Annotated in this window: 22 protein-coding genes and 1 pseudogene; 15 read left to right on the top strand and 8 right to left on the bottom strand. The window is 72.9% G+C overall.

Annotated elements, in window-relative coordinates; all coding sequences use genetic code 11:
• Positions 1 to 161 precede the first annotated feature (161 nt).
• Positions 162 to 800 (top strand): pyridoxamine 5'-phosphate oxidase, encoded by a 639-nt coding sequence (gene pdxH / locus MOJ79_RS08105; protein ID WP_241923697.1) that lies wholly within the window; start codon positions 162 to 164, stop codon positions 798 to 800.
• Here pdxH and MOJ79_RS08100 read toward each other — a convergent pair whose 3' ends face one another.
• From MOJ79_RS08100 to MOJ79_RS08070, 7 genes are all read right to left on the bottom strand, one after another.
• On the bottom strand, positions 801 to 3,161 hold the full coding sequence (locus tag MOJ79_RS08100; RefSeq protein ID WP_241923696.1) for a PAS domain-containing hybrid sensor histidine kinase/response regulator: 2,361 nt from the start codon (positions 3,159 to 3,161) through the stop codon (positions 801 to 803). It lies immediately after the preceding gene.
• A 68-nt stretch (positions 3,162 to 3,229) separates the two neighbouring features.
• Positions 3,230 to 3,805 (bottom strand): DUF3299 domain-containing protein, encoded by a 576-nt coding sequence (locus MOJ79_RS08095; protein ID WP_241923695.1) that lies wholly within the window; start codon positions 3,803 to 3,805, stop codon positions 3,230 to 3,232.
• Positions 3,795 to 4,049 carry a hypothetical protein gene (locus MOJ79_RS08090; RefSeq protein WP_241923694.1) on the bottom strand — a complete coding sequence of 85 codons (255 nt, stop codon included), beginning with the start codon at positions 4,047 to 4,049 and terminating at the stop codon, positions 3,795 to 3,797. Before MOJ79_RS08090 ends, MOJ79_RS08095 begins: the two co-directional genes overlap by 11 nt.
• Positions 4,050 to 4,072: 23 nt before the next feature.
• On the bottom strand, positions 4,073 to 5,278 hold the full coding sequence (locus MOJ79_RS08085; protein WP_241923693.1) for an ABC transporter permease: 1,206 nt from the start codon (positions 5,276 to 5,278) through the stop codon (positions 4,073 to 4,075).
• Positions 5,275 to 5,919 (bottom strand): ABC transporter ATP-binding protein, encoded by a 645-nt coding sequence (locus MOJ79_RS08080; protein WP_241923692.1) that lies wholly within the window; start codon positions 5,917 to 5,919, stop codon positions 5,275 to 5,277. The genes MOJ79_RS08085 and MOJ79_RS08080 overlap by 4 nt, the downstream gene beginning before the upstream one ends.
• Positions 5,920 to 5,929: 10 nt before the next feature.
• Positions 5,930 to 6,460: a peptide-methionine (S)-S-oxide reductase MsrA gene (gene msrA / locus MOJ79_RS08075; RefSeq protein ID WP_241923691.1), complete on the bottom strand. Its 531-nt coding sequence runs from the start codon at positions 6,458 to 6,460 to the stop codon at positions 5,930 to 5,932.
• 28 nt (positions 6,461 to 6,488) lie between these two features.
• Positions 6,489 to 10,334 carry a DUF748 domain-containing protein gene (locus MOJ79_RS08070; RefSeq protein ID WP_241923690.1) on the bottom strand — a complete coding sequence of 1,282 codons (3,846 nt, stop codon included), beginning with the start codon at positions 10,332 to 10,334 and terminating at the stop codon, positions 6,489 to 6,491.
• 278 nt (positions 10,335 to 10,612) lie between these two features.
• Here MOJ79_RS08070 and MOJ79_RS08065 point away from each other — a divergent pair, with 278 nt between their 5' ends.
• Positions 10,613 to 11,848 (top strand): ISL3 family transposase, encoded by a 1,236-nt coding sequence (locus MOJ79_RS08065; protein WP_241923689.1) that lies wholly within the window; start codon positions 10,613 to 10,615, stop codon positions 11,846 to 11,848.
• Positions 11,849 to 12,083: 235 nt separating this feature from the next.
• On the opposite strand, the gene MOJ79_RS08060 is transcribed toward MOJ79_RS08065, so the two are convergent.
• Complete coding sequence (locus tag MOJ79_RS08060; RefSeq protein ID WP_241923688.1) at positions 12,084 to 13,646, bottom strand: UbiD family decarboxylase; 1,563 nt, start codon at positions 13,644 to 13,646, stop codon at positions 12,084 to 12,086.
• A 255-nt stretch (positions 13,647 to 13,901) separates the two neighbouring features.
• Here MOJ79_RS08060 and MOJ79_RS08055 point away from each other — a divergent pair, with 255 nt between their 5' ends.
• From MOJ79_RS08055 to MOJ79_RS07995, 13 genes and pseudogenes are all read left to right on the top strand, one after another.
• Positions 13,902 to 14,819 (top strand): lytic transglycosylase domain-containing protein, encoded by a 918-nt coding sequence (locus MOJ79_RS08055; protein ID WP_241923687.1) that lies wholly within the window; start codon positions 13,902 to 13,904, stop codon positions 14,817 to 14,819.
• A 293-nt stretch (positions 14,820 to 15,112) separates the two neighbouring features.
• The gene (gene glyA / locus MOJ79_RS08050; RefSeq protein WP_241923686.1) at positions 15,113 to 16,363 is read left to right on the top strand and encodes a serine hydroxymethyltransferase; all 1,251 of its coding nucleotides are present in this window, start codon (positions 15,113 to 15,115) and stop codon (positions 16,361 to 16,363) included.
• Between the two features lie 16 nt (positions 16,364 to 16,379).
• The gene (nrdR, locus tag MOJ79_RS08045) at positions 16,380 to 16,823 is read left to right on the top strand and encodes a transcriptional regulator NrdR (protein WP_119291230.1); all 444 of its coding nucleotides are present in this window, start codon (positions 16,380 to 16,382) and stop codon (positions 16,821 to 16,823) included.
• Positions 16,824 to 17,029: 206 nt separating this feature from the next.
• Positions 17,030 to 17,578, top strand: a complete 549-nt coding sequence (locus MOJ79_RS08040) for a pilus assembly FimT family protein (protein ID WP_241923685.1) — start codon at positions 17,030 to 17,032, stop codon at positions 17,576 to 17,578.
• A 132-nt stretch (positions 17,579 to 17,710) separates the two neighbouring features.
• Entirely contained in the window at positions 17,711 to 18,181 is a 471-nt protein-coding gene (locus MOJ79_RS08035) for a type IV pilin protein (protein ID WP_241923684.1), read from the top strand.
• Positions 18,181 to 18,759 carry a GspH/FimT family pseudopilin gene (locus tag MOJ79_RS08030; protein ID WP_241923683.1) on the top strand — a complete coding sequence of 193 codons (579 nt, stop codon included), beginning with the start codon at positions 18,181 to 18,183 and terminating at the stop codon, positions 18,757 to 18,759. Before MOJ79_RS08035 ends, MOJ79_RS08030 begins: the two co-directional genes overlap by 1 nt.
• On the top strand, positions 18,750 to 19,484 hold the full coding sequence (locus MOJ79_RS08025; protein WP_241923682.1) for a PilW family protein: 735 nt from the start codon (positions 18,750 to 18,752) through the stop codon (positions 19,482 to 19,484). Before MOJ79_RS08030 ends, MOJ79_RS08025 begins: the two co-directional genes overlap by 10 nt.
• Before the next feature lie 4 nt (positions 19,485 to 19,488).
• Positions 19,489 to 20,823 (top strand): pilus assembly PilX family protein, encoded by a 1,335-nt coding sequence (locus tag MOJ79_RS08020; RefSeq protein ID WP_241923681.1) that lies wholly within the window; start codon positions 19,489 to 19,491, stop codon positions 20,821 to 20,823.
• A 2-nt stretch (positions 20,824 to 20,825) separates the two neighbouring features.
• Positions 20,826 to 21,974: a type IV pilus modification PilV family protein gene (locus MOJ79_RS08015; RefSeq protein WP_241923680.1), complete on the top strand. Its 1,149-nt coding sequence runs from the start codon at positions 20,826 to 20,828 to the stop codon at positions 21,972 to 21,974.
• A gap of 40 nt (positions 21,975 to 22,014) precedes the next feature.
• Complete coding sequence (ribD, locus tag MOJ79_RS08010) at positions 22,015 to 23,133, top strand: bifunctional diaminohydroxyphosphoribosylaminopyrimidine deaminase/5-amino-6-(5-phosphoribosylamino)uracil reductase RibD (RefSeq protein ID WP_241923679.1); 1,119 nt, start codon at positions 22,015 to 22,017, stop codon at positions 23,131 to 23,133.
• A 217-nt stretch (positions 23,134 to 23,350) separates the two neighbouring features.
• The gene (locus MOJ79_RS08005) at positions 23,351 to 24,142 is read left to right on the top strand and encodes a PEP-CTERM sorting domain-containing protein (protein ID WP_241923678.1); all 792 of its coding nucleotides are present in this window, start codon (positions 23,351 to 23,353) and stop codon (positions 24,140 to 24,142) included.
• A gap of 45 nt (positions 24,143 to 24,187) precedes the next feature.
• The gene (locus MOJ79_RS08000; RefSeq protein WP_241923677.1) at positions 24,188 to 24,805 is read left to right on the top strand and encodes a riboflavin synthase; all 618 of its coding nucleotides are present in this window, start codon (positions 24,188 to 24,190) and stop codon (positions 24,803 to 24,805) included.
• Positions 24,806 to 24,903: 98 nt separating this feature from the next.
• Positions 24,904 to 26,607, top strand: a pseudogene (locus MOJ79_RS07995) (tetratricopeptide repeat protein); the annotation flags it as partial.
• Positions 26,608 to 26,783 lie beyond the last annotated feature (176 nt).

The following is a 26,783-nucleotide window of genomic DNA, read 5'->3' as shown; positions in this document are numbered from 1 at the left end:
CGGGCTTCGGGCGGGCAGCGCGTGGGCGCCCGCCTGCTGCACCGAGGATCGCCGTCATGTGCTGCCGACGGAACCCGGACCTGTACCTAAGGCCCACTCCGTACGCGCAACGGCGTACCCCGTCGGGGGGATGGCCACGCGCGGGCGGGTATCCTCTTCGCATGAACCCCCGCATCGCCGAACTGCGCAAGAGCTACGAGAAGGCCGAGCTCGACGAGTCGAGCGCGCTGCACGACCCGCTGGCCCAGTTCCACCTCTGGCTGACGCAGGCCATCGAGGGCGAACTGCCCGAGCCCAACGCGATGACGCTGGCCACCGTCGGCGCCGACGGCCGGCCCTCGACGCGCGTCGTGCTGATCAAGGGCTACGACGAGCGCGGCATCGTCTGGTACACGAACTACGAAAGCCGCAAGGGGCGCGAGCTCGCCGTCAATCCCTATGCCGCGCTGCAATTCCACTGGGTCGAGCTCGAGCGGGTCGTGCGCATCGAGGGCCGCGTCGAGAAGACGAGCGCCGAGGAGTCCGACGCCTACTTCGCCAGCCGCCCGCTCGATTCGCGCATCGGTGCGTGGGCCTCGCCGCAGAGCCAGGTCATCGCGTCGCGCGCGGTGCTGGTGGCCAACGCGGCGCAGTACGCGGCGCGCTTCGCGTTGCACCCGCCGCGCCCGCCGCACTGGGGCGGCTTCCGGCTGGTGCCCGACGCGTGGGAGTTCTGGCAGGGCCGCAAGAGCCGGCTGCACGACCGGCTGCGCTACCGCCGCGACGGCGACACCTGGGTGCGCGAGCGCCTGGCGCCCTGATCAAAGCGTCGTGTCGGCGCCACCGGCGCGGCGCTGGATCAGCGCGTCGATGCCGGTGAGGAAGCGCGTGACGTCGATCGGCTTGGTCCAGTAGTCGTCGCAGCCGGCGTCGAGCGCGGCGCGGATGTCGTCGGGCAGCACGTTGGCCGACAGCCCGATCACGGTGCAGTCGACGGTGCGCGGGTCGGCGCGCAGCCGCCGCAGCACCTCGTGGCCGTGCAGGTCGGGCAGCTGCATGTCGAGCAGCACGACGTCGGGCGGGTCGGCGAACGCCTGCGCGAGGCCGTCGGCGCCGTCGACCGCGGTGCGCAGCCGCAGCTGCGGCCGCAGGCCGAACAGCCCCTCGAGCAGCGCGCGGTTGACCTCGTTGTCCTCGATGCACAGCACCGACAGCGGCTCGAGCGCGCCGGGTGCGGTGTCGACCGCCGGCGGCGGCATCGACGCCGACGCCTTCGGCGCGGCGGCGGCCGCGGGCAGCCAGACGCAGAACTCGGAACCCTCGCCGGGCGTGCTGTCGACCTCGATCGAGCCGCCCATGCGCTCGACGAGCCGGCGCGCGATCGCCAGCCCGATGCCGTTGCCGGCAATGCCTTCGCGCTCGACGCCGAGCCGCTCGAACGGCTGGAACAGCCGCGCGCGCTGCTCGGCGCTCAGGCCGCGGCCGCTGTCGCGCACGACGATGGCGCACTGGCGCTGGCCGTCGCGCGTGCGCTTGCGGCTCTCGAGCCGCACCCAGCCGCCGCGGCGGTTGTACTTGACCGCGTTGGTCAGCAGGTTGCTCGCGACCTGCAGCAGCCAGCGCGCGTCGGCGCGCACCGTGCCGCCCAGCCGTGCCGGCGCCTCGACGCGCACGCCATGCTGCGCGGCCAGCGTCGCGACCCACGGCAGCGCCTGCGCGGCCACCGACGCCAGCGACACCGCCTCCCACTGCGGCACGCGGTCGGCGGCGTCGACGGCGGCGAGTTCGAGCAGGTCGTCAATCAGCGACAGCAGGTGGCGCCCGGCCTGGCGGATGCGCGCGACGTGCTCGGCCTGCGCCGGCGACAGCGCGCCGCCGGCGTCGGCGGACAGCAGGTCGGCGAAGCCGAGCACGGCGTTCATCGGCGTGCGCAGCTCGTGGCTCACGCGCGCCAGCAGCGCCGCCTGCGCGCGGCCGGCCTGCTCGAGCCTTTCGCGCTCGCGACGCTCGGCCTCGGCGACGTGGCGGTCGGTCACGTCGACGTTGACGCCGAAGGCGTAGCGGCGGCCGTCGCGCTCCTCGCGCCCGGCCCAGCTGTAGATCCAGCGCTCGCGCCCGTCGGCGGTGCGCACGCGGTAGTCGTGGTGCCGCACCGGACGGCCGCTGCGGTCGGCCTGCGCCGCCTCGGCCAGCACGCGCTGGCGGTCGTCGGGGTGGACGAAGCGCTCGACGAACTCGGCCCACGACGGCGCCGCGTCGTCGTGCAGCAGGCCGTGCAGTTCGAGGTTCGGCACGTTCCACCACATCTCGCCGGTGTCGACGTCGCGGCTGAACAGCCCGATGCCGGCGGCATCGGTGATCAGTGCGAGCCGCTCGGCCAGCCGCGCCGCGTTCTCGCGCTCGGCCACCAGCTCGGTCAGGTCGATCGACACGCCGTGCAGCTGCGTCGCGCGCCCGGCGGCGTCGCGGGCGGCCACGCGCCGGGTCAGCAGCGTGCGCCAGCTGCCGTCGCTGCGGCGGTAACGCGCGATCACGTCGACCGGGGCGTCGCCGCGGACCGCCTGCTCGAACGCCGCGGCAACGGCGGCGCGGTCGTCGGGGTGGATCGTCGCGCGCACCTCGTCGAGCGGCACACCGTCCGGCGGCGGCGCCGCACCGCGCACGGCGCCACCCGAGGTGCTGAAGTGCAGCCGCATCGTGGCCAGGTCGATGCGCCACACCGTGATGTCGGCCAGGTCGACGGCACGCTCGAGCTCGGCGCTGCGTTCGCGCGCGGCCTGCGCCTCGGCGGCGGTTTCGGTCTCATCGATCAGCACGCCGCGCACCAGCACCGGCGTGCCGTCGTCGTCGAAGTGCACGTCGACGTACGAGCGCACGTGGCGCACGACCCCGTCGCGGCGGCGCAGGCGAAAACGAATGTCGGCGCGCGGCTGCCCCGTGGCGCGCACGTGGGCGTGGAACTGGCGCAGCCGCTCGACGTCGTCCTCGTGCGCGTACGACAGCGCCTCGTCGAGCGACGGCGTGCCCTGCGCCGGGTCGAGCCCGTGCAGCGCGAACATGCCTGCATCCCAGCGGCCCGCGCCGGTGCGCAGGTCGCGCTCGAACACGCCGATGCGCCCGGTGCCGCGCAGGGCGTGCGGCACCGGCGGCAGGCGGGACGGCGGTCGGCGGGGAGCGTCCATCGGCGGGGGTCGGGCGCCGCGCAGTGTAGCGACCGCGGCGCCGCGGGCCGACCCCGCCGCCCCCCGGCTCAGCGCACCTCGGCGGCCTCGCTCAGGCGGTAGAACAGACCGTAGCGGTCGTCGGTCAGCACCGCCAGGCGCCCCTCGAGCGTCACCGCATCGACGCTGTAGCGCACCGGCGCGCGCGTGCGCACCTCGACCAGGCCTTCGGGTCCGGCGGGCACGCAAAACGAACACGTCGTCGGCACCGCCGACAGCAGGAAGTGCGACTGCCGCTCGCCCGGCTCGAGCGGCAGCATGAAGCCCTGCAGCTTGACCTTCTGCCCGTCGAGCGCCTTGACCGGGTCGGGGAACGTCGGCACGACGCGGTGGCCACTGACGCGCGTCGTCACCATCGCGAGCAGCTTCCACGAGACGACGCCCTCGCGCTCCTGCAGCGGCGGGATCGCGCTGCGCGGGTCGTGGTAGCCCGGCCCCTGCCCGGGCACCGGCGGCGTGGCGGGCTGCGCCACGGCGGCCAGCGCAGCGGCCAGCAACGCCGCCGCGAGGCCGGCGCGGCCGCCCCTGCCGCTCGCAGAGCTCGCGGCCTTCGCGCCGTCCAAGCCCGCGCAGGCGGGCTTGGAGCCGCGGCGCTCAGTGTTCATGGCGCATGCCGCAGTAGCGGCCGATCGCCAGTCCCTTGCACTCGGTGCGCAGCCGCTCCTGGCACTCCTGCTCGGGCCTGCCCGCTTCGAGGCAGCGCGCCGCGTTCTCGTGCGCGGCAGCCATCGCGCGGTGGCGCTCGATGTCCTTGCGCACATGCTCCGACACCTTGGGCTGCGCGAATGCACTCGCCGACGTGGCGATTGCCGCCAGCGCCAGCCACCATCTCCATCGGGCCTCGTTCATGGTCGACGAACTTCCCTGTTCCTTCATCGTGCCGCCTGCAGCAGCGTCGTCACGTCCAGCGTCGCGGCACGCCGCGCCGGCCACGCCGCCGCGATCCACGCAAGCGCGAACGCGGCGATCACGAGCACGGCCTCGGCAGCGCTGAACCACACGCCGGTGACCGCCAGCGAACGCTCGGCGGCCAGATACCAGCCTAGCAAATGTGTCAAGCCATGGCCGAGCGTCAGGCCACCGGCGACGCCGAGCGCCGCGAGCCACGACGCCTCGGCCGCGACCAGCGCCGCGACGCGCGCCGGCGGCGCGCCCAGCATGCGCAGCATCGCGAGGTCGCCCTCGCGTTCGCGCACCGCGTGCGTCAGCGCGACGAACACCGACAGCGCCGCCACCAGCACCATCAGCGCGCCGAAGCCGCGCAGCACCTCGGTGCCGGCGCCCACCAGCCGCAGCAGCCGCGCCGACTCGATCGCCGGCGCCGCCGCCTGCAGCCCGGCCTGTGCGTTGACCCAGCGCGGCAGCGTGGCTGCCGCCAGCGGCGAGCGGTAGCCCACCAGCAGCAGCGTGACCTCGCGCTCGGCTTCGAGCACGGCGCGGTCGGTCTCGTCGGTCGCGGTGTCGTCCTCGTGCACCTGCCACACCGACTCGAGCGCGGTCAGCACGAGGCGGTCGAGCACGCAGCCGCAGCGCGCGAGCACGCCAGCGACGGTGTACGGCGTGTCGCCGTGCGGGTGGCCGTCGCGGCCGAGGCCGTGCTGGCCGGCGAACGTCGCGCCCGGTGCGAGGCCGGTGGCCGCAGCGACGTCGGCGCCGAGCACCGCCTGCATCGATGCGTCCCACGCGCGGCCGCGCGCGAGCGTCGCGCCGTACAGCGCGAGGTAGTCGGGCGTCGTGCCGACGATGCGAAAGCCCTGCACGCTGTCGCCGAGCGCGAGCGGGATCACGCGCTCGACGAGCGGGTGCGCGCGCAGCGTCTGCACCGCCGCCAGCGGGATGTTGCCGGTGGGCACGTCGAGGTGGAACACGCCCGACAGGATCAGCTGCAGCGGGCTGCCCTTGGCGCCGACGACGAGGTCGATGCCGGCCAGGTCGCGCTGCACCGCGCGCTCGACCTGTTCGCTCACGAGCAGCACGAACGTGATCGCGCCCAGTCCGAGCGCCAGCAGCGCGAGGTTCAGCGCCGCGGCCAGCGGCCGCGCCCACAGGTAGCGCCACGCGAGTGCGGCCAGGCTCATGCGTGCGCCTGCAGCCGCAGTTCGACGGCGTCGGGCAGCGCGGCGGCCACGCGTGCGTCGTGCGTGGCGACGACCAGCGTCGCGCCCTGCTCGGCCGCCCCCTCGGCGAGCAGCGCGACGACCTCGCGCGCGTGGTCGTCGTCGAGGCTGGCGGTGGGCTCGTCGGCCAGCAGCAGCCGCGGGCGGCGCAGCAGCGCCCGCGCGAGCGCGACGCGCTGCGCCTGGCCGACGCTCAATTCGCGCGGCCGCCGCGCGCCCAGCCCCGCGAGGCCGAGCCGGCGCATCAGCGCGTCGATGCGCGCACGGTCGACCGCTTCGCCGGCGGCCACGTACGGCAGCGCGAGGTTGTGCGCGACGTCGAGCGCCTCGCTCAGGTGCAGCCGCTGCGGCACGAAGCCCAGGTGCGCGCCGCGCCACGCGTCGCGCTCGCGCGCGCTCATCGCGAGCAGATCGGCGCCGGCGGCGACGACGCGCCCCGCGGTGGGCGTGAGCAGCGCTGCGACGATCGCCAGCCAGGTCGACTTGCCGCTGCCCGACGACCCGCGCAGCAGCACGCGCGCGCCCTGCGGCACGTCGAGGTCGGGAAAGGCGATCGCCGGCCCGCCGCGGTAGGCGTGGCGCAGCCCGTGCACCGCGAGCATCGGTCGCCCTTCAGCCGCGCACGCGCGCGGCGAACTGGCGCCGGAACTTGTCGACCTTCGGTGCGACGACGAACGCGCAGTAGCCCTGGTGCGGGTGCTTCGCGAAGTAGTGCTGGTGGTACTCCTCGGCGCGCCAGTAGTTGGCCACCGGCAGCAGCTCGGTCACGACGCGCCCGCCGTGCGCGGCATTCGCCTCGGCCAGCACCTCGCGCGCGACCGCCTCCTGCGCCGCGTCGTGCACGTAGATGCCCGAGCGGTACTGCGGCCCGACGTCGTTGCCCTGGCGGTCGCGCGTCGTCGGGTCGTGGATCGCGAAGAAGATCTCGAGGATCTCGCGCAGCGAGATGCGCTGGGGGTCGAAAGTCACGCGCACGACTTCGGCGTGGCCCGTGGTGCCGGTGCACACCTGCTCGTAGGTCGGGCGCTCGACGTGCCCGTTGCTGTAGCCCGACTCGACGGCGAGCACGCCGTCGACCTGCTCGTAGACCGCCTCCAGGCACCAGAAGCAGCCCCCGGCCAGCGTGATCGTCTCGGTCGTCATCGTCGTCGTTCCTGCGCGGCGCATTGGGTCAGCGCAGCGCGAGCGAAAGTTCCGCGCGCGGCGTCCACGGTGCCGTGTCGCCCGCCGCGTCGGCGGCGCCATCGGCCGCCGGATCGCCCGCCGCGGCGCTCGCCGCACCGGCCGGCACCGCGGCGCCGCCGGCGCGCAGCTTCGGCGCACCGAGGAACAGGCGGTCGGGCTCCATCCCGCGTGCGACCAGCGCCTCGCGCACCGCCAGCCCGCGCTGCAGCGCGAGCTCGCGCACGGCATTGTCGTCGACGGGGATCGCGGCCAGCAGGCGCGCCTCCATCTCGGCCAGCGGGATCGCCTTCGGCAATCCGAGCACGTTGCGCGGCTTGTCGGGCAGCGGCGTCTCGCGGTACAGGCGCGCGATGAGGGCCTCGCGCGCCTCGCCCGTCAGCGGCGGCAGCGGCGCGTCGGCCGCCGCGCCGGCGCGCAGCGCGTCCTTGCGCTGCTCGGCCACGAGGCGCGCCTGCAACGCGGCGCGGCGGATCGCGTCGCGCTCGAGTTCGCGGTCGGCGCTGCCGGCCACCGTCATGCGCAGCGCCGGGCGGTCGGCCATCGCCTTCGCGACACGGTCGAGCACGTCGGCGGCCGACGGCGCGAACGCGGAGGTGCCGGCGGCGAATTCGACGCGGCTGAGCTCTGGGCCGCCGCCGCCGGCAAAGACCGCGAACGGCGCCGTGACGACCTTGACGATCAGGTTGCCGACGATGCGCCACACCAGCCCCCAGATGCTGAACTGCGGGTCGTTGATGCTGCCGCGGATCGGCAGGTTGATGTCGACGACGCCGTTGCGGTCCGACAGCAGCGCGAGCGCGAACTTGATCGGCAGCTTGGTGGCCAGCGGCGAGTCGACCTTCTCGCCGAAGGTCAGCTGGTTGAGGATGACCTGGTTGCGCGCCTCGAGGCGACCGTCGGGGTCGATGCGGTAGGCCACGTCGACGCTCAACTTGCCGCGCTCGATCGTGTAGCCGGCGTACTTGCCGGCGTACGGCGACAGCGGCGCGAGCTCGAGCCCGGTGGCGCGCGCCTGGATGTCGAGCGCGAGCGGGTCGGCGCTGGGGTTGAGCGCGCCGCGGATCTCGAGGTCGGCGGTGCCGGCCGCCTTGCCGCGCAGCTCGAGTGCGGCCATCTCGCGCGTGCCGCTGCGAAACGCCCCGAGGCGGCCGTTCAGCGCGGTCAACTCGGCGTGGTAGTTCGGGCGGATGAAACGGTCGGTGAAGTCGACACGGCCGTTGACGAACTGCACGCCACCGACGGCGAGGTCGAACGGCCACGACGCGCCGAACCCCGCCGAAGCGGCCGCAGCGCTCGGTGCCGCGTCCGAAGCGGGCGCGGCAGGAGGCGGTGCCGCATCCGGCGCCGCACCGCCCGGCGCCGCGGGCGCGGGGGTGGGCGCGCCGCCCGCCGCGCGCGCGGCAGCGACGTCGCGCAGGTTGAAGCGGCCCTGCTCGTCGAGCAGCAGCCGCGTGTCGAAGTCCGACCACACGACCTCGCCGAGCTCGATCGAAGGCCGCCCGCCGGCGGGGACCTCGACGGCCACCTGCCGCAGCGCCAGCGACTGCCAGCCGATCAGCTCGCTGCCGGTGCGCGCGTCGCTGCCGCGCGTGTGCACGCGCACGTCGCCGAGCGCGCCGTCGCCGCGCACCGACACGGCCCAGCCCTGCGGCGCCTGCCGCACGTCGAGCGGTCCGCGCCAGCTCGCCTGCGCGCGCACGACGTCGACGTCGAGCGCGGTGCCGACGTAGGGCATGAACGCGTGCAGCGGCAAGCGCTCGGCGTCGAGCGTGCCGGTGAAGCCCAGCGGCTGCACGCGCGCGCGGCCGCGCAGGTCCAGGCGCCCCTCGGTGCGCGTGGCGGTGGCGTCATCGGCGGCCGTCGCGGCCGCCGACGTTTCGATGCGCGTGGCCAGCTGCACGCGCGCTGCGGGCGCCTGCGGCCCCTGCGGCCACTGGAAGTCGCGCACGTCGGCGCGCAGGCCGCGCAGCTCGAAGGCGACCGCCGCGGGGGTCGACGCGCCAGCGGGCGCGGCGGCCGCCGGCGGCGCCGGGCGCTCGTCGGCGAATTGCAGCCGGCCGCCGTCGATGCGCAGCTGCGCGGCCTGCAGCTGCCACGGCGCCTGGCCCGCGCCGGCCGCGGCGGACCCACCGGCCGCGTCGGCCCCGCTGGCGCCGGCGGCGGCGAACCACTGCTGCACGTTCCAGCGGCCCTGCGCGTCGCGACGCAGCCGCGCGCTCGGCTGCGTCAGCGTCAGTTGCGCCAGGCGCACGCGCCGCGCGCGCAGGTCGACGGTGGCGTCGGCGACCTCGAGCCGCCGCCACGCGGCGGCCGGCTCGCCGCGCGGCGCGTCGCGCACGCGCAAGCCGTCGACGGCGGCCGACGGCAGCGCAACGACGAGCGCCGGCGCGTCGCCGCCGGCCCACTCGAGCGCGAGCTGCCCGGCCAGCCGTCCCTCGACGCGTGGCGTCAGCGCCGCCGCCAGATACGGCGCGACGCGCTGCAGCTCCAGCGGCTGCACGTCGACGCGCACGCGCGCACGCTCGGCGGTGAACTCGCCCTCGCCGCTGACCGTCGTCGCCGCCGCCCCACCCGCTTCGACGGGGCCGGCGACGCTGAACTGCAGCGGCACCGGCGCCGTCGTCGGCCACGCCAGCGGACCGGCCGCGGCCGTGATCGGTGCGAACTGCCAGTCGACCGCCGGCCGCACCGCGGCGTCGCGCCAGCGCAGCCGCGCGTCGTCGAGTTCGACGCGCTCGACGGCCACCTGCCACGGCGACGCCGTGGGCGGCGGCGACGTCGAGGCGGCGCTCGGCGAGGCGGTGCCCCACGCGGGCACCACCAGTTCGCCGCGCGCGTCACGCCCGAGCTCGAGCTGCAGCCCCCGCAGCGCGACGCGGCCGAGCTGGACGCGCCGCTGCAGCGGCTGCACGTCGGCGAGCGCGACGTCGAGTGCAGCCCAGCGCACGCGCGGCGCGAGCGTCGCGTCGCCGCTCACGACGCCTTCGAGCGCGACGTCGCGCGCCGTCGCGTGGCCGCTGAGCGTCACGCGCGGCTGCCGGTCGGCACCGACCTCGAAGTCGACCCGAACCTCACCGGCCAGCCGTGCCGAGCGCAGGGCGAACGGCCAGTCGCGCGGCAGGTACGGCAGGTACGGCGCGAGGTCGAGGTCGCCGATGCGCAGCGTCATGCGCGTGCGCCGCTGGGGCGCGAACGGCGTCGACACGCCGCCGGTGTCGAACGCGGCACCGTTGAGGACGAACGCGAGCCGCGGCTCGACGTCGATGTCGGCGTCCAGCGGCAGGCTCGACAGGAACGGCAGCCCGAGGTCGATGGCACGCACGTCGTGCACCACGCCGGCACCTTCATCGGCAACGTGCAGTTCGCCATCGCTGACGCGGATGTTGTGCAGCGCGAACTTCGGCGGCGCGTCGGCGGGCGGCGCCGCCCCGGCGTCGGCTGCGGTCAGCCGGGCGCGGATGTCGTCGACGTCGGTCGAACCGTCGGCGCGCACGCGAAGCCGCAGCCGGGGCGCCTCGACGGTGAGCCGATCGAGCACCGGCGCGCCGGCCCACAGCGAGCGCCAGCGCGCATCGACCGTCAGGCGCCGCAGCTCGAGCTGGGGCGGCTGCGCCGCGTCGCGCGCGGCGACGCGCACGTCACCGAAGTCGACCAACAGACGCCACAGCGACGTCTCGACACGGCCGATCGTCACCTCGCGGCCGAGCAGCGCCGACAGCCGCTGCTGCGCCTGCGACTGCACCAGCGCGGGCAGGCCCCAGACGACGGCCGCCGTCGCGGCGGCCGCGAACACCGCCGCCGATGCCAGCCAGACCCTGATGCGACGACTCACGCGGTCAGTGTAGTGGCGCCCGCAAGCGCCACCGGCGGGCGGCCACCTGGGCAGGCGACACAGTGGGCGACACGGATCCAGCGCGGCCCAGAAGAGAAAAAAGCCTCTGTTGAATTCCGAGTGGGTAAGCCAAGGGGAGTTCAGGCCAAGGACCGGGGTCAAGGGCGGACGAAGCCCGGCGCAGCGAACCCTTGACGCCGGGTCTTGGCCGGTACGCTGACTGTCATGGCCGATGCGGCATCCTGACGCATCGGCCATGACGAGCGGGAGCGATCGAGATGCATGACAGGTTGTTCGAAGCGGCGCTGGGCATCGCCGCGCCGTGGTTCGTCGCCGGCGTGCGCTTCGACGAGGCTTCCAAGGTGCTGACGGTGGGCGTCGACTTTGCTGTCGGCAGCCGCTTTGCGGTCGAAGGGGTGGCTGGCGAGCACCCCGTGCACGACACGCTCATCAAGACCTGGCGGCACCTGAACTTCTTCCAGCACGAGTGTTTGCTCGAAGTGCGCACGCCGCGGGTGAAGCTGCCCGACGGGCGGGTCGTGCTGGTCAAGCCGCCGTTGGCGGGCAAGCTGTCGGGCTTCACGCTGCTGTTCGAGGCGCTGGTGCTGATGCTCAGCGTGCAGATGCCGTTTGCCGCCGTGGCGCGCATCGTGGGCATCTCGGCGTACCGGGTGCTGGCCATCTGCCGGCGCTATGTGGCGCTGGCGCTCGAGCAGGCCGACTTCAGCCAGGTCAAGGCGCTGGCCATCGACGAGACCTCGCGCGCCAAGGGTCACCACTACATCACGCTGGCGGCCGATGCGATCGCGCGCAGAGTGCTGGCCGTGGCCCAGGGGCGCGAGCTCAAGACCATCGAGGCGATCGCCGGCGAGCTGGCCGCACACGGCTGCGCGCCCGAGCAAGTCGAATCGGTCAGCATCGACATGTCGCCGGCGTTCATCAAGGGCTGCACCGAGCAACTGCCCAACGCCCGCATCACCTTCGACAAGTTCCACGTCGTCTGGCACGCCAACGCGGCGGTGGACAAGATGCGGCGCATCGAGCAGCGCGCCGACAAGTCCCTCAAGGGCCTGCGCTGGTCGCTGCTGAAGGACCGCGCCAGCCTCGAGCCCGAGGCCGCCGCCGACCTGGATGCGCTCATCGCCCGCATGAGCACGGTGCGCACCGCGCGCGCCCGGGTCTACAAGGAGCAGTTGCGCGAGATCCTCGAGCGCAGGCAGATCAATGTCGTGCGCGCGATGCTGCGGCACTGGTGTGCCTGCGTCATGCGCTCCAAGGTCAAGCCGATGAAGGAGGTCGCCGCGCTCGTGCGCCGCCACCTCGAGGGCATCGTCGCCTGGGCCCAGACGCGCCAGACCAACGGCTTCCTCGAGGCGTTCAACGGCCTGTTCCAGGCCGCCAAGCGTCGCGCCAGAGGCTACACGCGCTTCCAGACGATCAGGACCGTCATCTTCCTGATCGCCGGCAAGCTCGACTTGCGCGCGATCAACCCTCATGCCCCGCAACCCACTTGAAATTCAACAGAGCCGAAAAAAGGAAACCCCTCCGCGCCGAAGCGGGGAGGGGCTGGCGGCTGACGCCGCCGATTCGGGGATCCGGAGAGATGTGGTCCGGGGCCCCTGGGGGGCAGAAGACTGCCCCCGCCTTGAAGGCCTGCCTGCGGCAGGCGAGCCAACCTTACCGCCACCGCCTGCGGCGGACAAGCCCGATCGGCAGGCGCAGCGCGAAATTCGATCTATCGCGACCGGCTCAGCGCTTGGCCGGCTGCATCAGGTCGTCGAACAGGCCGGTCACGCGCGCCTCGACGGCCGCGTCCATCGCGATCGGCCGCCCCCACTCGCGGGCCGTCTCGCCGGGCCACTTGTTCGTCGCGTCGAAGCCGACCTTGCCGCCCAGGCCCGAGACCGGCGACGCGAAGTCGAGGTAGTCGATCGGCGTCGAGTCGACGAGCGTCGTGTCGCGCACCGGGTCCATGCGCGTCGTGATCGCCCAGATCACGTCCTTCCAGTCGCGGATGTCGACGTCGTCGTCGGTGACGACGATGAACTTCGTGTACATGAACTGGCGCAGGAAGCTCCACAGCCCGAACATCACGCGCTTGGCGTGGCCGGGGTAGCTCTTGCGGATGCTGATGACGGCCAGCCGGTAGCTGCAGCCCTCGGGCGGCAGGTAGAAGTCGACGATCTCGGGAAACTGCTTCTGCAGGATCGGCACGAACACTTCGTTCAGTGCGACGCCGAGCACGGCCGGCTCGTCGGGCGGCTTGCCGGTGTAGGTCGAGTGGTAGATCGGCTCGCGCCGGTGCGTCAGGCGCTCGATGCGAAACACCGGGAACCAGTCCTGCTCGTTGTAGTAGCCGGTGTGGTCGCCGAACGGGCCCTCCAGCGCGTGCCAGTAGCCGCCGATTTCCTTCATCGGCACGCCGTGCTCGCTGGTGGCGGTGGCCCCCGGCTCGGCCGGCGGGATGTGGCCCTCGAGCACGAACTCGGCGCTGGCCGGCACGTCGAGCCTCGTGTCGCCCTCGCCGACCGACGACGCGACGACTTCGGTGCGTCCGCCGCGCAGCAGACCTGCGAACTGGTACTCCGACAGCGTGTCGGGCACCGGCGTCACGGCGCCCAGGATCGTCGCCGGGTCGGCGCCGAGCGCGACGGCGATCGGGAACGGCTGTCCCGGGTTCGCGCGCGCGAAATCGCGGAAGTCGAGCGCGCCGCCGCGGTGCGCGAGCCAGCGCATGATGACCTCGCGCCGGCCGATCACCTGCTGGCGGTAGATGCCCAGGTTCTGCCGCCGGCGCGGGTTGGGCACCGACTGCGGCCCGCGCGTGATCACCAGCCCCCACGTGATCAGCGGCCCAGCGTCGCCGGGCCAGCACCACTGCACCGGGATCTGCCCGAGGTCGACCTCGGCGCCGTCGCGCACGACCTCCTGACACGGGGCCGAGCGCACCGTCGCGGGCTTCATGTCCCACAGCGCCTTGGCCATCTGCAGCAGCCGGCCGGCGTCCTTCAGGCCCTTCGGCGGCTCGGGCTCCTTCAGGCTCGCCAGGACGCGGCCGACGTCGCGCAGGTCGGCGAGGCTGTGCGCGCCCATGCCGCGCGCCACCCGTTCGGGGGTGCCGAACAGGTTGCCGAGCACCGGCGTCGTGTAACCGTCGGGCCGCTCGAACAGCAGCGCCGGGCCGCCGGCGCGCAGCACGCGGTCGCACAAAGCCGTCATTTCGAGGCGCGTTGACACCACGTTGGCGACGCGACGCAGCTCGCCGGCCGCCTCGAGCTGTCCGATGAAGTCGCGCAGGTCGCGGTACTTCATGCCGTATTGGAATGGATATGGTTTTCTTTATGCTTGACCGGTTATTTTTGGCGTTCCTAGAATCCGCCCAACCCGAACCGATCAGGGTTTACCCGTCGCCGCCGCAAGTTGGGACGCCGACGACGGACGCTGCAGCGCAGGCCATGCGCGCCGCTGCAGGCTGCACCGAGGTGCAGCAAACCATTATCGCCACCGCATCGCGGCCGTCTGCCGACGACCGCCTCCGCAGCGGTGACTTGAAGAAAGGAGCGTGTGATGAGCGTTCGCGATATCGCACACAAGGCCCGCGAAGGCGCGTCGGTGTTCTTGCGCGACGTCGGCCATGGGCTGCTCGCAGTCGGGCACAACGGGCTGGCCCTGCTGGGCTTCACGGTGCTGCTGGCCGCGGTGTTCGCCGTCGGGCACGACGACCTGCGTCACCGCGCCGAGGTCGCCGCGCTGGACTGGCTGCAGTCGCGGCAGGAAGCGCGCATCGACGCCGACGCCGACCTCACGGTAGCGCTGGCCGAGCCGACGGCGGTCGAACGCGCCACGGCGACCGACCCCGGCGCCCTCGACCGCCAGCAGGCGGCGGTCGCGCAGTGGATCTCGCGCCGCTACCGCGTCGCGCTCGAGCCCGTGAGCCGCCTGGTGCAGGAGGCCTGGCACCTGGGCGAGCGCGCCGGGCTGGACCCGACGCTGATCCTCGCGGTGGTGGCGATCGAGTCGCGCTTCAACCCTTTCGCGCAAAGCCCGGTCGGCGCCCAGGGCCTGATGCAGGTCATGACGCGCGTGCACACCGACAAGTACGAGCCCTTCGGCGGCGCGCACGCCGCGTTCGACCCGGTGGCCAACCTGCGCGTGGGCGTGCAGGTGCTCAAGGAATACGTCGCGCGCAGCGGCAGCGTCGAGGACGGGTTGCGCTGGTACGTCGGCGCGGCCAACCTCGACAGCGACGGCGGCTACGTCGGCAAGGTGCTCGGCGAGCAGAGCAAGCTCGCGCAGGTCGCGCAGGGCAAGTCGCTGTCGCCGTTCACGCCGCTGCGCCCGCAGCCGCCGGCCACGCCGGTGGCCGCGCCCGAGGCGCCCGCCGATGACGGCGCGGCCGACGCCGCGCACCCGGCCACCGCGGCCCCGGCGCCTGCGCCGGCGTCGGACGGCCCGCAGGGCTGGCCCAAGCTCGCGATGAACTGAAAGCCGCCGGGCGCGCGCGGCCACGCGGCGTCCGAGACGCGTCCGATACACTTTCGCCCTCTGCGCGACTGGCGATAGGCGCGCCCTCCCTGCGGCCCGCGGGCCGGGGTCGGCGCCCGAGGTGGACGACCACCGGGAAGCGCGGGCCGCCGTGCCACCGCCTGCGGTGCCGCGGCGGCGTGTGCCGTTCGCCTGGGCAGCCCTCGCCCCGCGCCGCCACGGCGGCTGTGCGCGGTGCGCGAAGGCCCTTCACTCCGACGCCTTGCGTGACTGTCCACGAGAAGGGAACTGCCATGTTCGACCGCACCCACCACACCCTCGCCACCATCGATCCCGAGATCTGGGCCGCCATCGAGGCCGAGAACCGCCGCCAGGAAGAGCACATCGAGCTGATTGCCAGCGAGAACTACACCAGCCCGGCCGTGATGGCCGCGCAGGGCTCGCAGCTGACCAACAAGTACGCCGAGGGCTACCCCGGCAAGCGCTACTACGGCGGCTGCGAGAACGTCGACGTCGTCGAGACGCTGGCCATCGAGCGCTGCAAGCAGCTGTTCGGCGCGAATTTCGCCAACGTACAGCCCAACTCGGGCAGCCAGGCCAACCAGGCCGTGTTCTTCGGCCTGCTGCAGCCCGGCGACACGATCATGGGCATGAGCCTGGCCGAGGGCGGGCACCTGACGCACGGCATGCCGCTGAACATGAGCGGCAAGTGGTTCAAGGTCGTCAGCTACGGGCTCGATGCGAACGAGGCGATCGACTACGACGCGATGGAGCGCCTGGCGCACGAGCACAAGCCGAAGCTCATCATCGCCGGCGCGAGCGCGTACAGCCTGCGCATCGACTTCGAGCGCTTCGCGCGCGTGGCCAAGGCCGTCGGCGCGTACTTCATGGTCGACATGGCGCACTACGCGGGGCTGATCGCCGCCGGCGTCTATCCGAACCCGGTGCCGCACGCCGACGTCGTCACCAGCACGACGCACAAGAGCCTGCGCGGCCCGCGCGGCGGCATCATCGTGATGAACGACGAGGCCATCGCGAAGAAGGTCAACAGCGCGATCTTCCCCGGCATCCAGGGCGGGCCGCTGATGCACGTGATCGCCGGCAAGGCGGTCGCGTTCAAGGAGGCGCTGTCGCCCGAGTTCAAGGCCTACCAGCAGCAGGTCGTGGCCAACGCCAGGGTGATGGCCGACACGCTGATCGAGCGCGGGCTGCGCATCGTCAGCGGCCGCACCGAGAGCCACGTGATGCTCGTGGACCTGCGCCCGAAGGGCCTGACCGGCAAGGAGGCCGAGGCCATCCTCGGTGCCGCACACATCACCTGCAACAAGAACGGCATCCCGAACGACCCGCAAAAGCCGATGGTCACCAGCGGCATCCGCCTGGGCACCCCGGCGATGACGACGCGCGGCTTCAAGGAGGAGCAGGCGCGCCTGACGGCGCACCTGATCGCCGACGTGCTCGACCGCCCGCACGACGAGGCCAACATCGCCGCGGTGCGCGCGAAGGTCGCGGCACTGACGCGCGATTTCCCGGTGTACCGGTAATCCGACCCGGGGCCCCATGCGCTGCCCCTTCTGCGGCCACGAGGAGACGCAGGTCGTCGAGACGCGCGACACCGACGAGGGTGGCGTCACGCGCCGGCGCCGGCGCTGCCTGAAGTGCGACAAGCGCTTCACGACCTACGAGCGGCCCGAGCTCGCGCTGCCCACCGTCGTCAAGAAAGACGGCTCGCGCGTCGACTTCGACCCGGCCAAGCTGCGTGCGTCGATGCAGCTCGCGCTGCGCAAGCGCCCGGTGAGCACCGAGCAGATCGACGCCGCGCTCGAGCGCATCCAGGACCGACTGCTCGCCAGCGGCGCGCGCGAGGTGCCCTCCAGCCGCCTGGGCGAACTCGTGATGCGCGAGCTCAAGCGCATCGACAAGGTGGCCTACGTGCGCTTCGCCAGCGTCTATCGCAGCTTCGAGGACGTCGACGAGTTCCGCCAGCTGATCCGCGACATCTGACGCGGTCCCGGCGCCCGCTGCCGCGCGCGCCCACCGGCAGGCCAACGGCACGGCGCGTGCGCTGGCGCTGCGCCGCACTGCGGCGTGCCGTCCCCCCGTTCTGACGCCCTCCTCGTTCCCCCCGCGCCTCCCACCGGCGCGGGACGCGCCGGGCGCGGCCGGTTCCTACAGTGACGCCATCGTCCACGCGTCACCCGCCGCCCGCCATGCACACCGCACCGCACCCCACCGCCCGCCGCCAGCGCGGCATCACGCTGGTCGAATCGACGACCGTGCTCGCCGTCGCCGCCGTCGTCGTCGGCATCGCGGTGCCGTCGTTCGACCAGATGCGCCAGCGCCAGCACCTCGAAGGCATCGCGCTGCAGTTCGAGACCGACGTGCACCACGCGCGCAGCGTCGCGGTCGCACGCCAGCAGACGGTGCGCATCAGTTTCGCCAGCGACGCCGCGGCGAGCTGCTACGTGCTGCACACCGGCGCGGCCAGCGCCTGCCACTGCGGCGCCAACGGCGCACCGGTGTGCGGCGCGGGCGCCGAGCCGCTGCGCACGGTGCGGCTCGACGCGGCGCGCGAGGCGCGGCTGACCGCCAACGTCGCGTCGATGGTCTTCGACCCGGTGCGCGGCACCGTGACGCCCACCGGCACCGTCACCGTGGCCACCGCCAACGGCCGCGCGCTGAAGCACACCGTCAACATCATGGGCCGCGTGCGCTCGTGCTCGCCCGACGGCGCCGTGCCGGGCTACCGCGCCTGCTGAACATCGCCACGCGCCGCCAAGCGCCTGCCGACGAGCGGTCGACCGCAGGGGACGAACGGCAGCCGCGTCCCGCTGCCCCGCCGGCGGCTTCCTGCTAAGGTGTGACCGATGTCACGGCAAGTATCCGGGTCGTTGGGAAGAAGGCACCGGCAGGCAGGCTTCACGCTGGTCGAGCTGCTGATCGCCGTCGTCGTGGTCGGCATCCTGGCCGCGGTGGCGCTGCCGTCGTTCGTCGACTCGGTGCGCAAGAGCCGCCGCACCGACGCCTTCGCCGCGCTGTCCGCGGTGCAGCAGGCGCAGGAGCGCTGGCGCAGCAACCGCGCCGCGTACGCGTCGTCGCTCACCGCGGCGGCCACCGACGACCCGCCCGGCCTCGGCCTGCCGGGCACCAGCGCCAAGGGCTACTACACGCTGGCGATCTCCGATGCGACGGCCACCGGCTACACCGTCACCGCGACGGCCAACGAAGGCACGACGCAAGCCGGTGACGGCAGCTGTCAGCGCCTGCGCGTGCGCGTGGCCGGCGGCAACATCTTCTACGGGTCGGCGGGTGCCAGCGGCGACTTCGACGAGTCGGCGGGCAACCGCTGCTGGGCGCGGTGATGAAGTCGCCGCGCGGGTTCACGCTGGTCGAACTGATGGTCGTCCTGGCCGTGCTCGGTGTCATCGTGGTGCTGGCGGCGCCGTCGCTGCGCGATTTCATCCTCACCCAGCGCCTGAAGAGCATCAACGCCCAGCTGGTCACCGACCTGCAGTTCGCCCGCAGCGAGGCCATCGCGCGGCGAACCTGGGTGCGCGTGGCGTTCCGCTCGAACAGCAGCGTGACCTGCTACACGCTGTACACCACCGTCAACAACGTCAACAGCGTGCGCTGCAACTGCCTGCTGGGTGCCGGCGCCGCCTGCGGGACCAACGCCACCGAGATCAAGACCGTGCAGGTGCCGGCCAAGCTCTCGGTGCGCGTGACGCCCGCGCAGTCGGACACCGCATTCGCGTTCGACCACATCACCAACTCGATCGCGCGCATCCCGACGGATGACTTCTCGCAGCCGGTCAACCGCTTCATGGTCGATGCGTCGATCGATTCGAGCCGCGTGCTGCGCACCATCGTCAATCGCGCCGGGCGCACCTCGGTATGCAGCCCGCCCGGGTCCACGCTGTCGGAGCCGCCATGCACGTGATGCACACCCGTCGGCATCGCACTGCGGCGCCCGGGCCGGCGCGTCAGCGCGGTCTCACGCTCGTCGAGCTGATGGTGGGCATCGCGGTGGGCCTGTTCATCGTCGCCGCCGCCGCGATGCTGGTGGTCACGCAGCTCAACGACAACCGCCGCCTGCTGCTCGAGACCCAGCTGCAACAGGACCTGCGCGCCGCCGCCGAGATCATCACGCGCGAGCTGCGCCGTGCCGGTCACTGGACACTGTCGGAACGCCTGGTGTGGACCGCCGCCGGCCCCAACGAGAACAACCCGTTCGCCGCCGTCACTCCCGACGAGGAGGCAGCGACAGAAGCCCAGTTCCGCTACATGCGGCGCCCCGGCGAGGAGGGCCCGTTCGGGTTCCGGCTCGCCACCGTCGGCAGCGGCAGCGCGGCGCGCGGCGTCGTGCAGACGCTGCTGGCCGGTGGCGGCTGGCAGGACTTGACCGACAGCCTCGTGCTCGACGTCACGACGTTTTCCGTGACGCCGCGCCACGGTGCGGCGCTGCCGATCGCGTGTGCGCGCCTGTGCGCCGACGGCAGCACCGACTGCTGGCCGACGCTGACGGTGCGCGAGTTCGTCGTCGACATCGTCGCGCGCTCGGTGCGCGACCCCCTCGTCGAGCGCCGCCTCACCACCGTCGTGCGGCCGCGCAACGACCTCGTCGAGTTCCGCACCGGCGTCGCCAACCAGGCCTGCCCCGGCTGACCCCATGCGCCACGCCGCTTCCATCCCCACTGCGCGCCCCAGCGCCGCCCGCCAGCGCGGCGCAGCGACGCTCGTCGTCGTGATGGCGCTGCTGTTCGTCGTCGCGCTGACGGCGGCCTACACCGCGCGCAACCTCGTCTTCGAGCAGCGCACCGCGGCCAACCAGTACCGCTCGACGCAGGCCATCGAGGCCGCCGAGGCCGGCATCGAGTGGGCCATCGGGCAGCTCAACAGCGGGCGCATCGACGAGTTCTGCCGCCCGCACGACGACGCCAGCGCCGCCGCGCTGCCCACGAGCTTTCGCCAGCGCTACCTCGCGATCGACGCCGCCACCAGCGCGATCACGGTGCGCACGAGGTCCGACGGCGGCGTGCTCACGGCCGGCTGCGTGTTCGAAGCCGACATCGACCCGCCGTCGTGGCGCTGCAGCTGCCCGCTCGACGGCCCGGTCGATCTGACACCCCCCACCGGCGCCGACGCGGCCCCGGCGTTTCGCGTGCGCTTCGTCAACGTGCCGAGCCGCCCCGGCGTCGTTCGCATCGAGGCCAACGGCTGCACCCGCCTCGACGATGCGTGCCTGGCCTTTCCGGCGCAGGCGGTCGGTGGCGAAAGCCGCGCGACCGTCTCGACCCTCGTCGCGTTGAAGAGCGCGCTCGTCACCCCCCCGGCAGCCGCCGTCACGGTGCGACGCACGATCGGCGGCGCGTCCGCGCTCGAGGCGTACAACGCCGACGCGGCGTCGGGCGGCCTCACGCTGCACGTCGGCGTCGGCATCGACGAGGCCCCCGCGGCGGTCGCCGGGCCGGCGGGCACACCGCCCGAGCGCACCCAGCTGCTCGGCGACGCCGCGATGGCGGCGCTGACGCCCGAGCGCATGTTCGTCTCGGTATTCGGCATGTTCCGCTCGACGTACCGCGAGCAGCCCGCGGCCCTGCGCCTGGACTGCGCCAGCGGCTGCGGCCGCGCGATGCTGGCCGATGCCGTGCGGCTGAATCCCGGGCGCCTGCTGTGGATCGACGGCACCGCCGACCTCGACACCAGCGGCGCGATCGGCGCGGCGGGCGAGCCGGCGCTGCTGGTCTTCAACGGCGACGTCGTCGTGCGCGCCGGCAGCGACGTGCGGCTGCATGGTCTGGCGCACTTCGTCAACGCCGGCGGCGGCTCGGCTTGGGACGGCGACGGGCGCCTCGTCGTCGTCGGCGGCCTCGTCGCCGAAGGCGACTGGACGCTCACCGGCACCGGTCGCACGGTGGTCGCCTACGACGGCGCGGCGCTCGCGCGGCTGCGCACGACGCACGGCTCGTTCGTGCGCGTGCCCGGCAGCTGGAAGGACTTCTGACGATGGCACGGCAGCGCCAGCTCGGCATCTCGCTCGTCGAAGCGCTCGTCGCGCTGGCGGTGATGGCCTTCGGCCTGGTGGCCTATGTCGGCGTGCAAAGCGCGCTGCGCGCCAACGGCGACATCGCGCGCCAGCGCGCCGAAGCCACGCGCATCGCCCAGGAAGCCATCGAGTCGTGGCGCGCCTTCACGGCGATGCATGCCGACCCCGACCACCCCGAGTTCGTCACGTACGACGCCGTCGCGACGCAGCCGAGCGACACCGTCGAAGGGCTCAACGCCACCTACACCGTCGAGCGCTTCGTGCTCGACGACGCGCCGCTCAACGCGAAGACCGTCGTCGTCGACGTCGACTGGCGCGACCGCAACGACGAGCCGCAGCGCGTGCGCCTGGCCACCGCGATCGCCGCGGTGCCGCCCGAGCTGGCCGGCACGCTGAGCGTGCGCGGCGCCGGCAACCCGGGGCGGCTGCCCGCCGGCCGCCACCCGGCCATCCCGCTCGATGCGGTGCCGATCGAAGGCGGCCGCAGCCGCCTGCAGTTCGAACAGCCCGGCGGCGGCACGGTGGCCCTCGTCTTCAACGACCTGACCGGCGCGATCACGACGGTGTGCAGTCCCGCCAGCGTCTGCGCCGCCGTCGACGCACTGCTGCTCACGGGCCATGTGCGCTATGCGACGACGTCCACCGCCCCCACCGCGGCGGACGCCGAAGCGCCGCCGAGTCCGGTCGACCCGGTTGTAGGCGTCACGCTGCAGCGCACCGCACCGTCGGCGCGAACCGTCACCTGCTTCGTGCAGCGCCGCACGACCGACCTGCGCTACCTGTGCGCGGTGCCGGTGGCCACCGAAGGCGACGGCGCGCTGCGCTGGTCGGGCCGGTCGCAGCTGATGGGGCTGCCCTTGGCCGTCGACCGCGACGACGCCAGCGCAGCGCGCTACCGCGTGTGCCGCTACACCACGCAGCGCTCGCACGAGACGCTGCCCAACGACCAGCACCCGCTGGACTACACCGACGTCACGGTGCCGCTGGCCAACCAGAACTTCCTCGTGATCCGCGCCGGCGACGGCACGCTCGCCTTCGACTGCCCCGACGACGACCCGGCCACCGAGTTCGTCAACGGGCGCACCTGGCACCACCAGCCGCCGAACTGAGCCTCGGCGGCGAGCGCCGCCCCGCCCGTAGACTGCGCGCATGCTCAGCGACGCCGACCGGCAACACCTGCAGCGCGCGCTCGCGCTCGCGCACCAAAGCATCGGCCTGAGCGACCCGAACCCGCGCGTGGGCTGCGTGATCGTCGGCGACGGCTGGCAGGCCGAGGGCTTCACGCAGGCCGCCGGCCAGGCGCACGCCGAGGTGATGGCGCTGCGCGCCGCGCGTGCGGCCGGGCGCGACCTGCGCGGCAGCACCGTCTACGTGACGCTCGAGCCCTGCGCCCACTTCGGCCGCACGTCGCCGTGCTGCGACGCGCTGGTCGAGGCGGGTGTCGGCCGCGTCGTCGTGGCCGTCGGCGACCCGAACCCCCAGGTCGCCGGCCAGGGCATCGCCCGCCTGCGCGCGGCGGGTATCGCGGTGGACATGGCCGACGACGAGCTCGCGACCGCGTCGCGCGAGCTGAACATCGGCTTCTTCTCGCGCATGGAGCGCGGGCGGCCGTGGGTGCGCGTGAAGGTCGCCATGTCGCTCGACGGGCGCACCGCGCTGCTCAACGGCGCCAGCCAGTGGATCACCGGCGAGGCGGCACGCACCGACGGCCACGCGTGGCGCAGGCGCGCCGGTGCCGTGCTCACCGGCATCGGCACCGTGCTCGCCGACGACCCGCGGCTCGACGTGCGGCTGGTTGCGACCACGCTGCAGCCGCTGCGGGTGGTGGTCGATTCGAGCCTGCGCCTGCCAACGACGGCACGCCTGCTCGCACCGCCAGGCTCTGTGCTCATCGCGGCTGCGAGACCGTCACCGCAGCAGGAAGCCGCGCTGCGCAACCGCGGCGCGGAGGTGGTGACGCTGCCGAACGCACTAGGAGGGGTGGACCTGCCCACCCTTCTCGCACTGCTCGGCGAGCGCGGCGTCAACGAAGTGCACGTGGAAGCCGGCGCACGGCTCAACGGCGCGCTGCTCGACGCCGACCTCGTCGACGAATGGCTCGTCTACCTGGCCCCGTGCGTGCTCGGGCCAGGGCGCGAGTTCGCGCAACTGCCCGCCCGCGAAGACCTGGCCCAGTGCACGCGGCTGCAGTACGTCGACATCCAGCCGTGCGGCAGCGACCTGCGCGTGCGCGCACGCCCGCAGGCCGGGGCGCTCGGGCCTCGCTGACCCGGGTGAAGCGCGTTGACGGAACTGCCGACGACGCAGCTCACGGTCTGGGTCAGACACGGTCCCGACCGAATCGACGGCGGCCGCCGGTGTCGCCACATTTGACACGCGAACGGGCGTCCATCCCCAAGTTGTTGATTCATGAGGCGGTCTTCTTTGGCTTGAACTTTGCTACCCACGCTTACCGCGTACTGCGAACCCGCAATTCAAGGCAGCCATGAACAACAGCATCCCGTCACGCATCGCCAGCACGATCGGCGCCGTCCTTCTCGTCGCCCTCGGGCTTTCGGCGCACGCGGCGACGTCGACGTATGTGGGCAGCGATGCCGACGCGAATGGGACGGTGCCGGATACGGGCGCGTCGGTGACGGCTCGCAACGATTTCTTGTCCGCCCTTGATCCCGCCCAAACTCCTTGGGAGGAGGGCTTCGAGTCCTTCAACAAAGATGACCTCGCGCCGTTGACCCTGTTTGGAGGTCGCGCTTCGCTGGGTTTCTCGAGTCCCGCCAGTCCCGCAGACAGTTCCGGGCGCATTGAGAACGCGCTTACCGGCGACGACGGATCATTTCCAGGCCGATTCAACACGACGCCCAATGGCAAGACCAAGGCCTGGTGGCAGTCATCGGGCAGCTTCACGATCACGTTCAAAGAGGCCGTCGAAGCGTTCGCCTTCTTCGCGACCGACCTCGGCGACTTCGACGGGTCGCTGTTGGTCGAGTGGTTCCTCAATGAGCAGTCTCAAGGTGAACAACAATTCGATGGATCAGCAACCGGGCCGAACGGCTCCCTCTTGTTCTTCGGCTTCACCAATGCGGACGGATTCAATAGGGTCGAGTTCACGATCACTCAGAACGCGAATGGGGCTGACGAATTCGACATCATCGGCTTCGACGATCTCATCGCCGGCTACTTGAAGCAGCCCACGAACGGCGTTCCGGAGCCCGCCTCGCTGGCCCTGCTGGGCCTTGGCTTGTGTGGTGTCGCCGCGTTCCGGCGCCGCCGTCCCTGAAGACTCGGCCGCGGCCACGCGCCGCCGCCCTGCCACAATGCCGGCATGTTCACCGGCATCGTCACCGCCGTCGGCCGCATCGTCGACTCCGCCCCGCTGGGCACCGAGCGCGAGCACGGTCGCCGGCTCACGGTCGAGACGCCGGCCGGCTACCTCGCCGACGTCGCTCTGGGCGACAGCATCGCGCTCAACGGCGCGTGCATGACGGTCACGTCGCTCGACACGGCGGCCTCGCGCTTCACCGTCGACGTCTCGGCCGAGAGCCTGGCGTGCACCGCCGGGCTCGCGCAGACCGGCCCGGTCAACCTCGAGAAGGCGCTGCGCGCGAACGACCGGTTGGGCGGCCACCTGGTCAGCGGCCACGTCGACGGCATCGGCACCGTCACGCACTTCGCCCCCGTGGGCGAGTCTTGGGAGCTGCGCGTGCTGGCGCCGAAGGAGCTGGCGCGCTTCGTCGCCTACAAGGGCTCGATCACCGTCAACGGCGTGAGCCTGACCGTCAACCGCGTCGACGACCGGCCCGACGGCTGCGAGTTCAGCATCAACCTGATCCCGCACACGGTCGCCCACACGACGCTCGGCACGCTGGCGCCCGGCGCGCGCGTGAACCTGGAAGTCGACCTGATCGCGCGCTACGTCGAGCGGATGCTGCGCCCGGCGTGAAGACACCCCCCGATTCGCGGGGCAGGCGCAGGCAGTTTGGCACGCCGGCCGGCGCCGCCGGGATCTTCCGGGCTGCGACGCGGGTCTCGACGGCTACGATGACGGCCGTGAAGTCAAGATTTCCGACACCGGCACTGCGAGCGCTCGCTTTGGCCGCGCTCGTGGCCAGCGCCCCCCTCGCCGACGCCGCCGTCGACACGCGCACGTCGCGCTACTACGAGGACGCGCTCGCGCGCTACGAGAAGAAGGACCTCGCCGGCGCGATCATCCAGCTGAAGAACGCGCTGCAGATCGACAAGAACTTGCTGCCGGTGCAGGTGCTGCTCGGGCGCGCCTTGCTCGACAGCGGCGACGTGGTCCAGGCCGAGGTGGCGTTCAGCGAAGCGTTGCGGCTCGGTGTCAACCGTGCCGAGGTCGTGGTGCCGCTGGCGCAGGCGCTCGTCGGCCAGGGCAAGCCCGATGCGGTGCTCAACGACCACCGATTCGCGCTCGACGGGCTGCCGCGAACGACGCAGTACCGGCTGCTGCTGCTGCGCGCCGGGGCGGCAGCCGAAATGGCCGACATGCGCACGGCGCTGAAGGCGGTCGACGACGCGCGCGCCATCGATGCCACCGACGCCGGAAGCTGGATCGCGGAAGTGCCGATCCGCATCCGCTCGCGCCAGCTGCGCGAGGCGCTGGCTGCCGCGGACCGCGCCGTGGCGCTGGCGCCGCGGCTCGCCGAGGCGCACTACACACGCGGCGAGGCGCTGCACGTGGTGCCCGACCTGCGCGCCGCGCTGGCCAGCTACGACAAGGCGATCGAGCTCGACCCCGGCCACGTCGCCGCGCGCGTCGCGCGAGCCGGCATTCACGTCGACCAGAACCGCCTCGACGCCGCGCTACGCGACATCGCCGAGGTCGACAAGGCCGGCGCCGGTGACCCGCGCGCGTTGTTCCTCAAGGCGGTCGTTGCCGAGCGCCAAGGTCGGACGGCCGACGCGCGTGCCGCACTCAACGAGGTGACCGCGCTGGTCGACCGCGTGCCGTCGCAGTTCCTGCGCTACCGGCCGCAGACGCAGATGCTCGGCGGCCTGGCGCACTACGGTCTGGGCCAGCGTGAGAAGGCACGGCCCTATCTGGAAGGCGTGCTGCGTTCGCACCCCGGCAGCCCGGTCGCCAAGGTGCTGGCAAGCCTCTACATCGCCGATCGCAACCCCGACGGCGCGATCGACGTGCTGGGCAAGTACGCGCGCGCCAACCCCGGCGACACACAAGCCCTGGTGCTGCTGGCCAGCGCGCACATGGCGCAGGGCCGCCATGGCCGCGCAACGCAGATCCTGCAGGACGCGCTGAAGCAGACGGACCAGCCGCAGCTGCGCACCGCGCTCGGACTGAGCCTGGTCGGCGGCGCGCGCTTTGGCGACGCGATCAAAGAGTTCGAGGCCGCCTTCGCGAAAGACCCGAAGTCGCTGCCCGCCGGATACGCGCTGGCCTCGATGTACGTGCACGCCGGCCAAGGCCGGCCGGCAGTGCGCGTGGCCGAAGCGGTGAACAAGGCACACCCCGGCAACGCCGGCGTGCTGGCGCTGCTCGGCTCGGCACGGCGGCTGGCCGGGGACTCGGCCGGTGCCCGCAGCGCGCTGCAAGCGGCGGTCGACGCCGACGCGTCGCTCGTTGCCGCCCACCTCGAGCTGGCACGACTGGAGATCGACACCGGCGCGCTGCCGCGCGCGCGCGAACACCTCGACCGTGCGCTGAAGCTCGACGCCAACAACACCCAGACGCTGATGACACTGGCCGAGGTGGCCGAGCGCGCCGGCCAGTTGGCCGACGCACAGCGCTGGCTGAGCCGCGCCGACGAAGTGGCCGGACCGAGCAGCGCCGCGCCGGCGCTGGCCCTGGTCGACTTTCACCTGCGGCATCGGCAACTCGACGCGGCGCGCGAGGCCGTGGCCAGCGCGATCGGCAAGGCGCCCGAGGCGGCACCGACCTCACT

The sequence above is a fragment of the Calidifontimicrobium sp. SYSU G02091 genome (assembly GCF_022631395.1).
GTDB lineage: Bacteria > Pseudomonadota > Gammaproteobacteria > Burkholderiales > Burkholderiaceae_C > Calidifontimicrobium > Calidifontimicrobium sediminis.
Note: the sequence above shows the minus strand (reverse complement) of the source record. Positions and strands in the feature narration are given on the sequence as shown.

What these genes read in the sequence shown, in the direction of transcription:
- pdxH (WP_241923697.1), top strand. Translation starts at nt 162, where the DNA reads ATGAACCCCCGCATCGCCGAACTGCGCAAGAGCTACGAGAAGGCCGAG.
- MOJ79_RS08100 (WP_241923696.1), bottom strand. Translation starts at nt 3,161, where the DNA reads ATGGACGCTCCCCGCCGACCGCCGTCCCGCCTGCCGCCGGTGCCGCAC.
- MOJ79_RS08095 (WP_241923695.1), bottom strand. Translation starts at nt 3,805, where the DNA reads ATGAACACTGAGCGCCGCGGCTCCAAGCCCGCCTGCGCGGGCTTGGAC.
- MOJ79_RS08090 (WP_241923694.1), bottom strand. Translation starts at nt 4,049, where the DNA reads ATGAACGAGGCCCGATGGAGATGGTGGCTGGCGCTGGCGGCAATCGCC.
- MOJ79_RS08085 (WP_241923693.1), bottom strand. Translation starts at nt 5,278, where the DNA reads ATGAGCCTGGCCGCACTCGCGTGGCGCTACCTGTGGGCGCGGCCGCTG.
- MOJ79_RS08080 (WP_241923692.1), bottom strand. Translation starts at nt 5,919, where the DNA reads ATGCTCGCGGTGCACGGGCTGCGCCACGCCTACCGCGGCGGGCCGGCG.
- msrA (WP_241923691.1), bottom strand. Translation starts at nt 6,460, where the DNA reads ATGACGACCGAGACGATCACGCTGGCCGGGGGCTGCTTCTGGTGCCTG.
- MOJ79_RS08065 (WP_241923689.1), top strand. Translation starts at nt 10,613, where the DNA reads ATGCATGACAGGTTGTTCGAAGCGGCGCTGGGCATCGCCGCGCCGTGG.
- MOJ79_RS08060 (WP_241923688.1), bottom strand. Translation starts at nt 13,646, where the DNA reads ATGAAGTACCGCGACCTGCGCGACTTCATCGGACAGCTCGAGGCGGCC.
- MOJ79_RS08055 (WP_241923687.1), top strand. Translation starts at nt 13,902, where the DNA reads ATGAGCGTTCGCGATATCGCACACAAGGCCCGCGAAGGCGCGTCGGTG.
- glyA (WP_241923686.1), top strand. Translation starts at nt 15,113, where the DNA reads ATGTTCGACCGCACCCACCACACCCTCGCCACCATCGATCCCGAGATC.
- nrdR (WP_119291230.1), top strand. Translation starts at nt 16,380, where the DNA reads ATGCGCTGCCCCTTCTGCGGCCACGAGGAGACGCAGGTCGTCGAGACG.
- MOJ79_RS08040 (WP_241923685.1), top strand. Translation starts at nt 17,030, where the DNA reads ATGCACACCGCACCGCACCCCACCGCCCGCCGCCAGCGCGGCATCACG.
- MOJ79_RS08030 (WP_241923683.1), top strand. Translation starts at nt 18,181, where the DNA reads ATGAAGTCGCCGCGCGGGTTCACGCTGGTCGAACTGATGGTCGTCCTG.
- MOJ79_RS08025 (WP_241923682.1), top strand. Translation starts at nt 18,750, where the DNA reads ATGCACGTGATGCACACCCGTCGGCATCGCACTGCGGCGCCCGGGCCG.
- MOJ79_RS08020 (WP_241923681.1), top strand. Translation starts at nt 19,489, where the DNA reads ATGCGCCACGCCGCTTCCATCCCCACTGCGCGCCCCAGCGCCGCCCGC.
- MOJ79_RS08015 (WP_241923680.1), top strand. Translation starts at nt 20,826, where the DNA reads ATGGCACGGCAGCGCCAGCTCGGCATCTCGCTCGTCGAAGCGCTCGTC.
- ribD (WP_241923679.1), top strand. Translation starts at nt 22,015, where the DNA reads ATGCTCAGCGACGCCGACCGGCAACACCTGCAGCGCGCGCTCGCGCTC.
- MOJ79_RS08005 (WP_241923678.1), top strand. Translation starts at nt 23,351, where the DNA reads ATGAACAACAGCATCCCGTCACGCATCGCCAGCACGATCGGCGCCGTC.
- MOJ79_RS08000 (WP_241923677.1), top strand. Translation starts at nt 24,188, where the DNA reads ATGTTCACCGGCATCGTCACCGCCGTCGGCCGCATCGTCGACTCCGCC.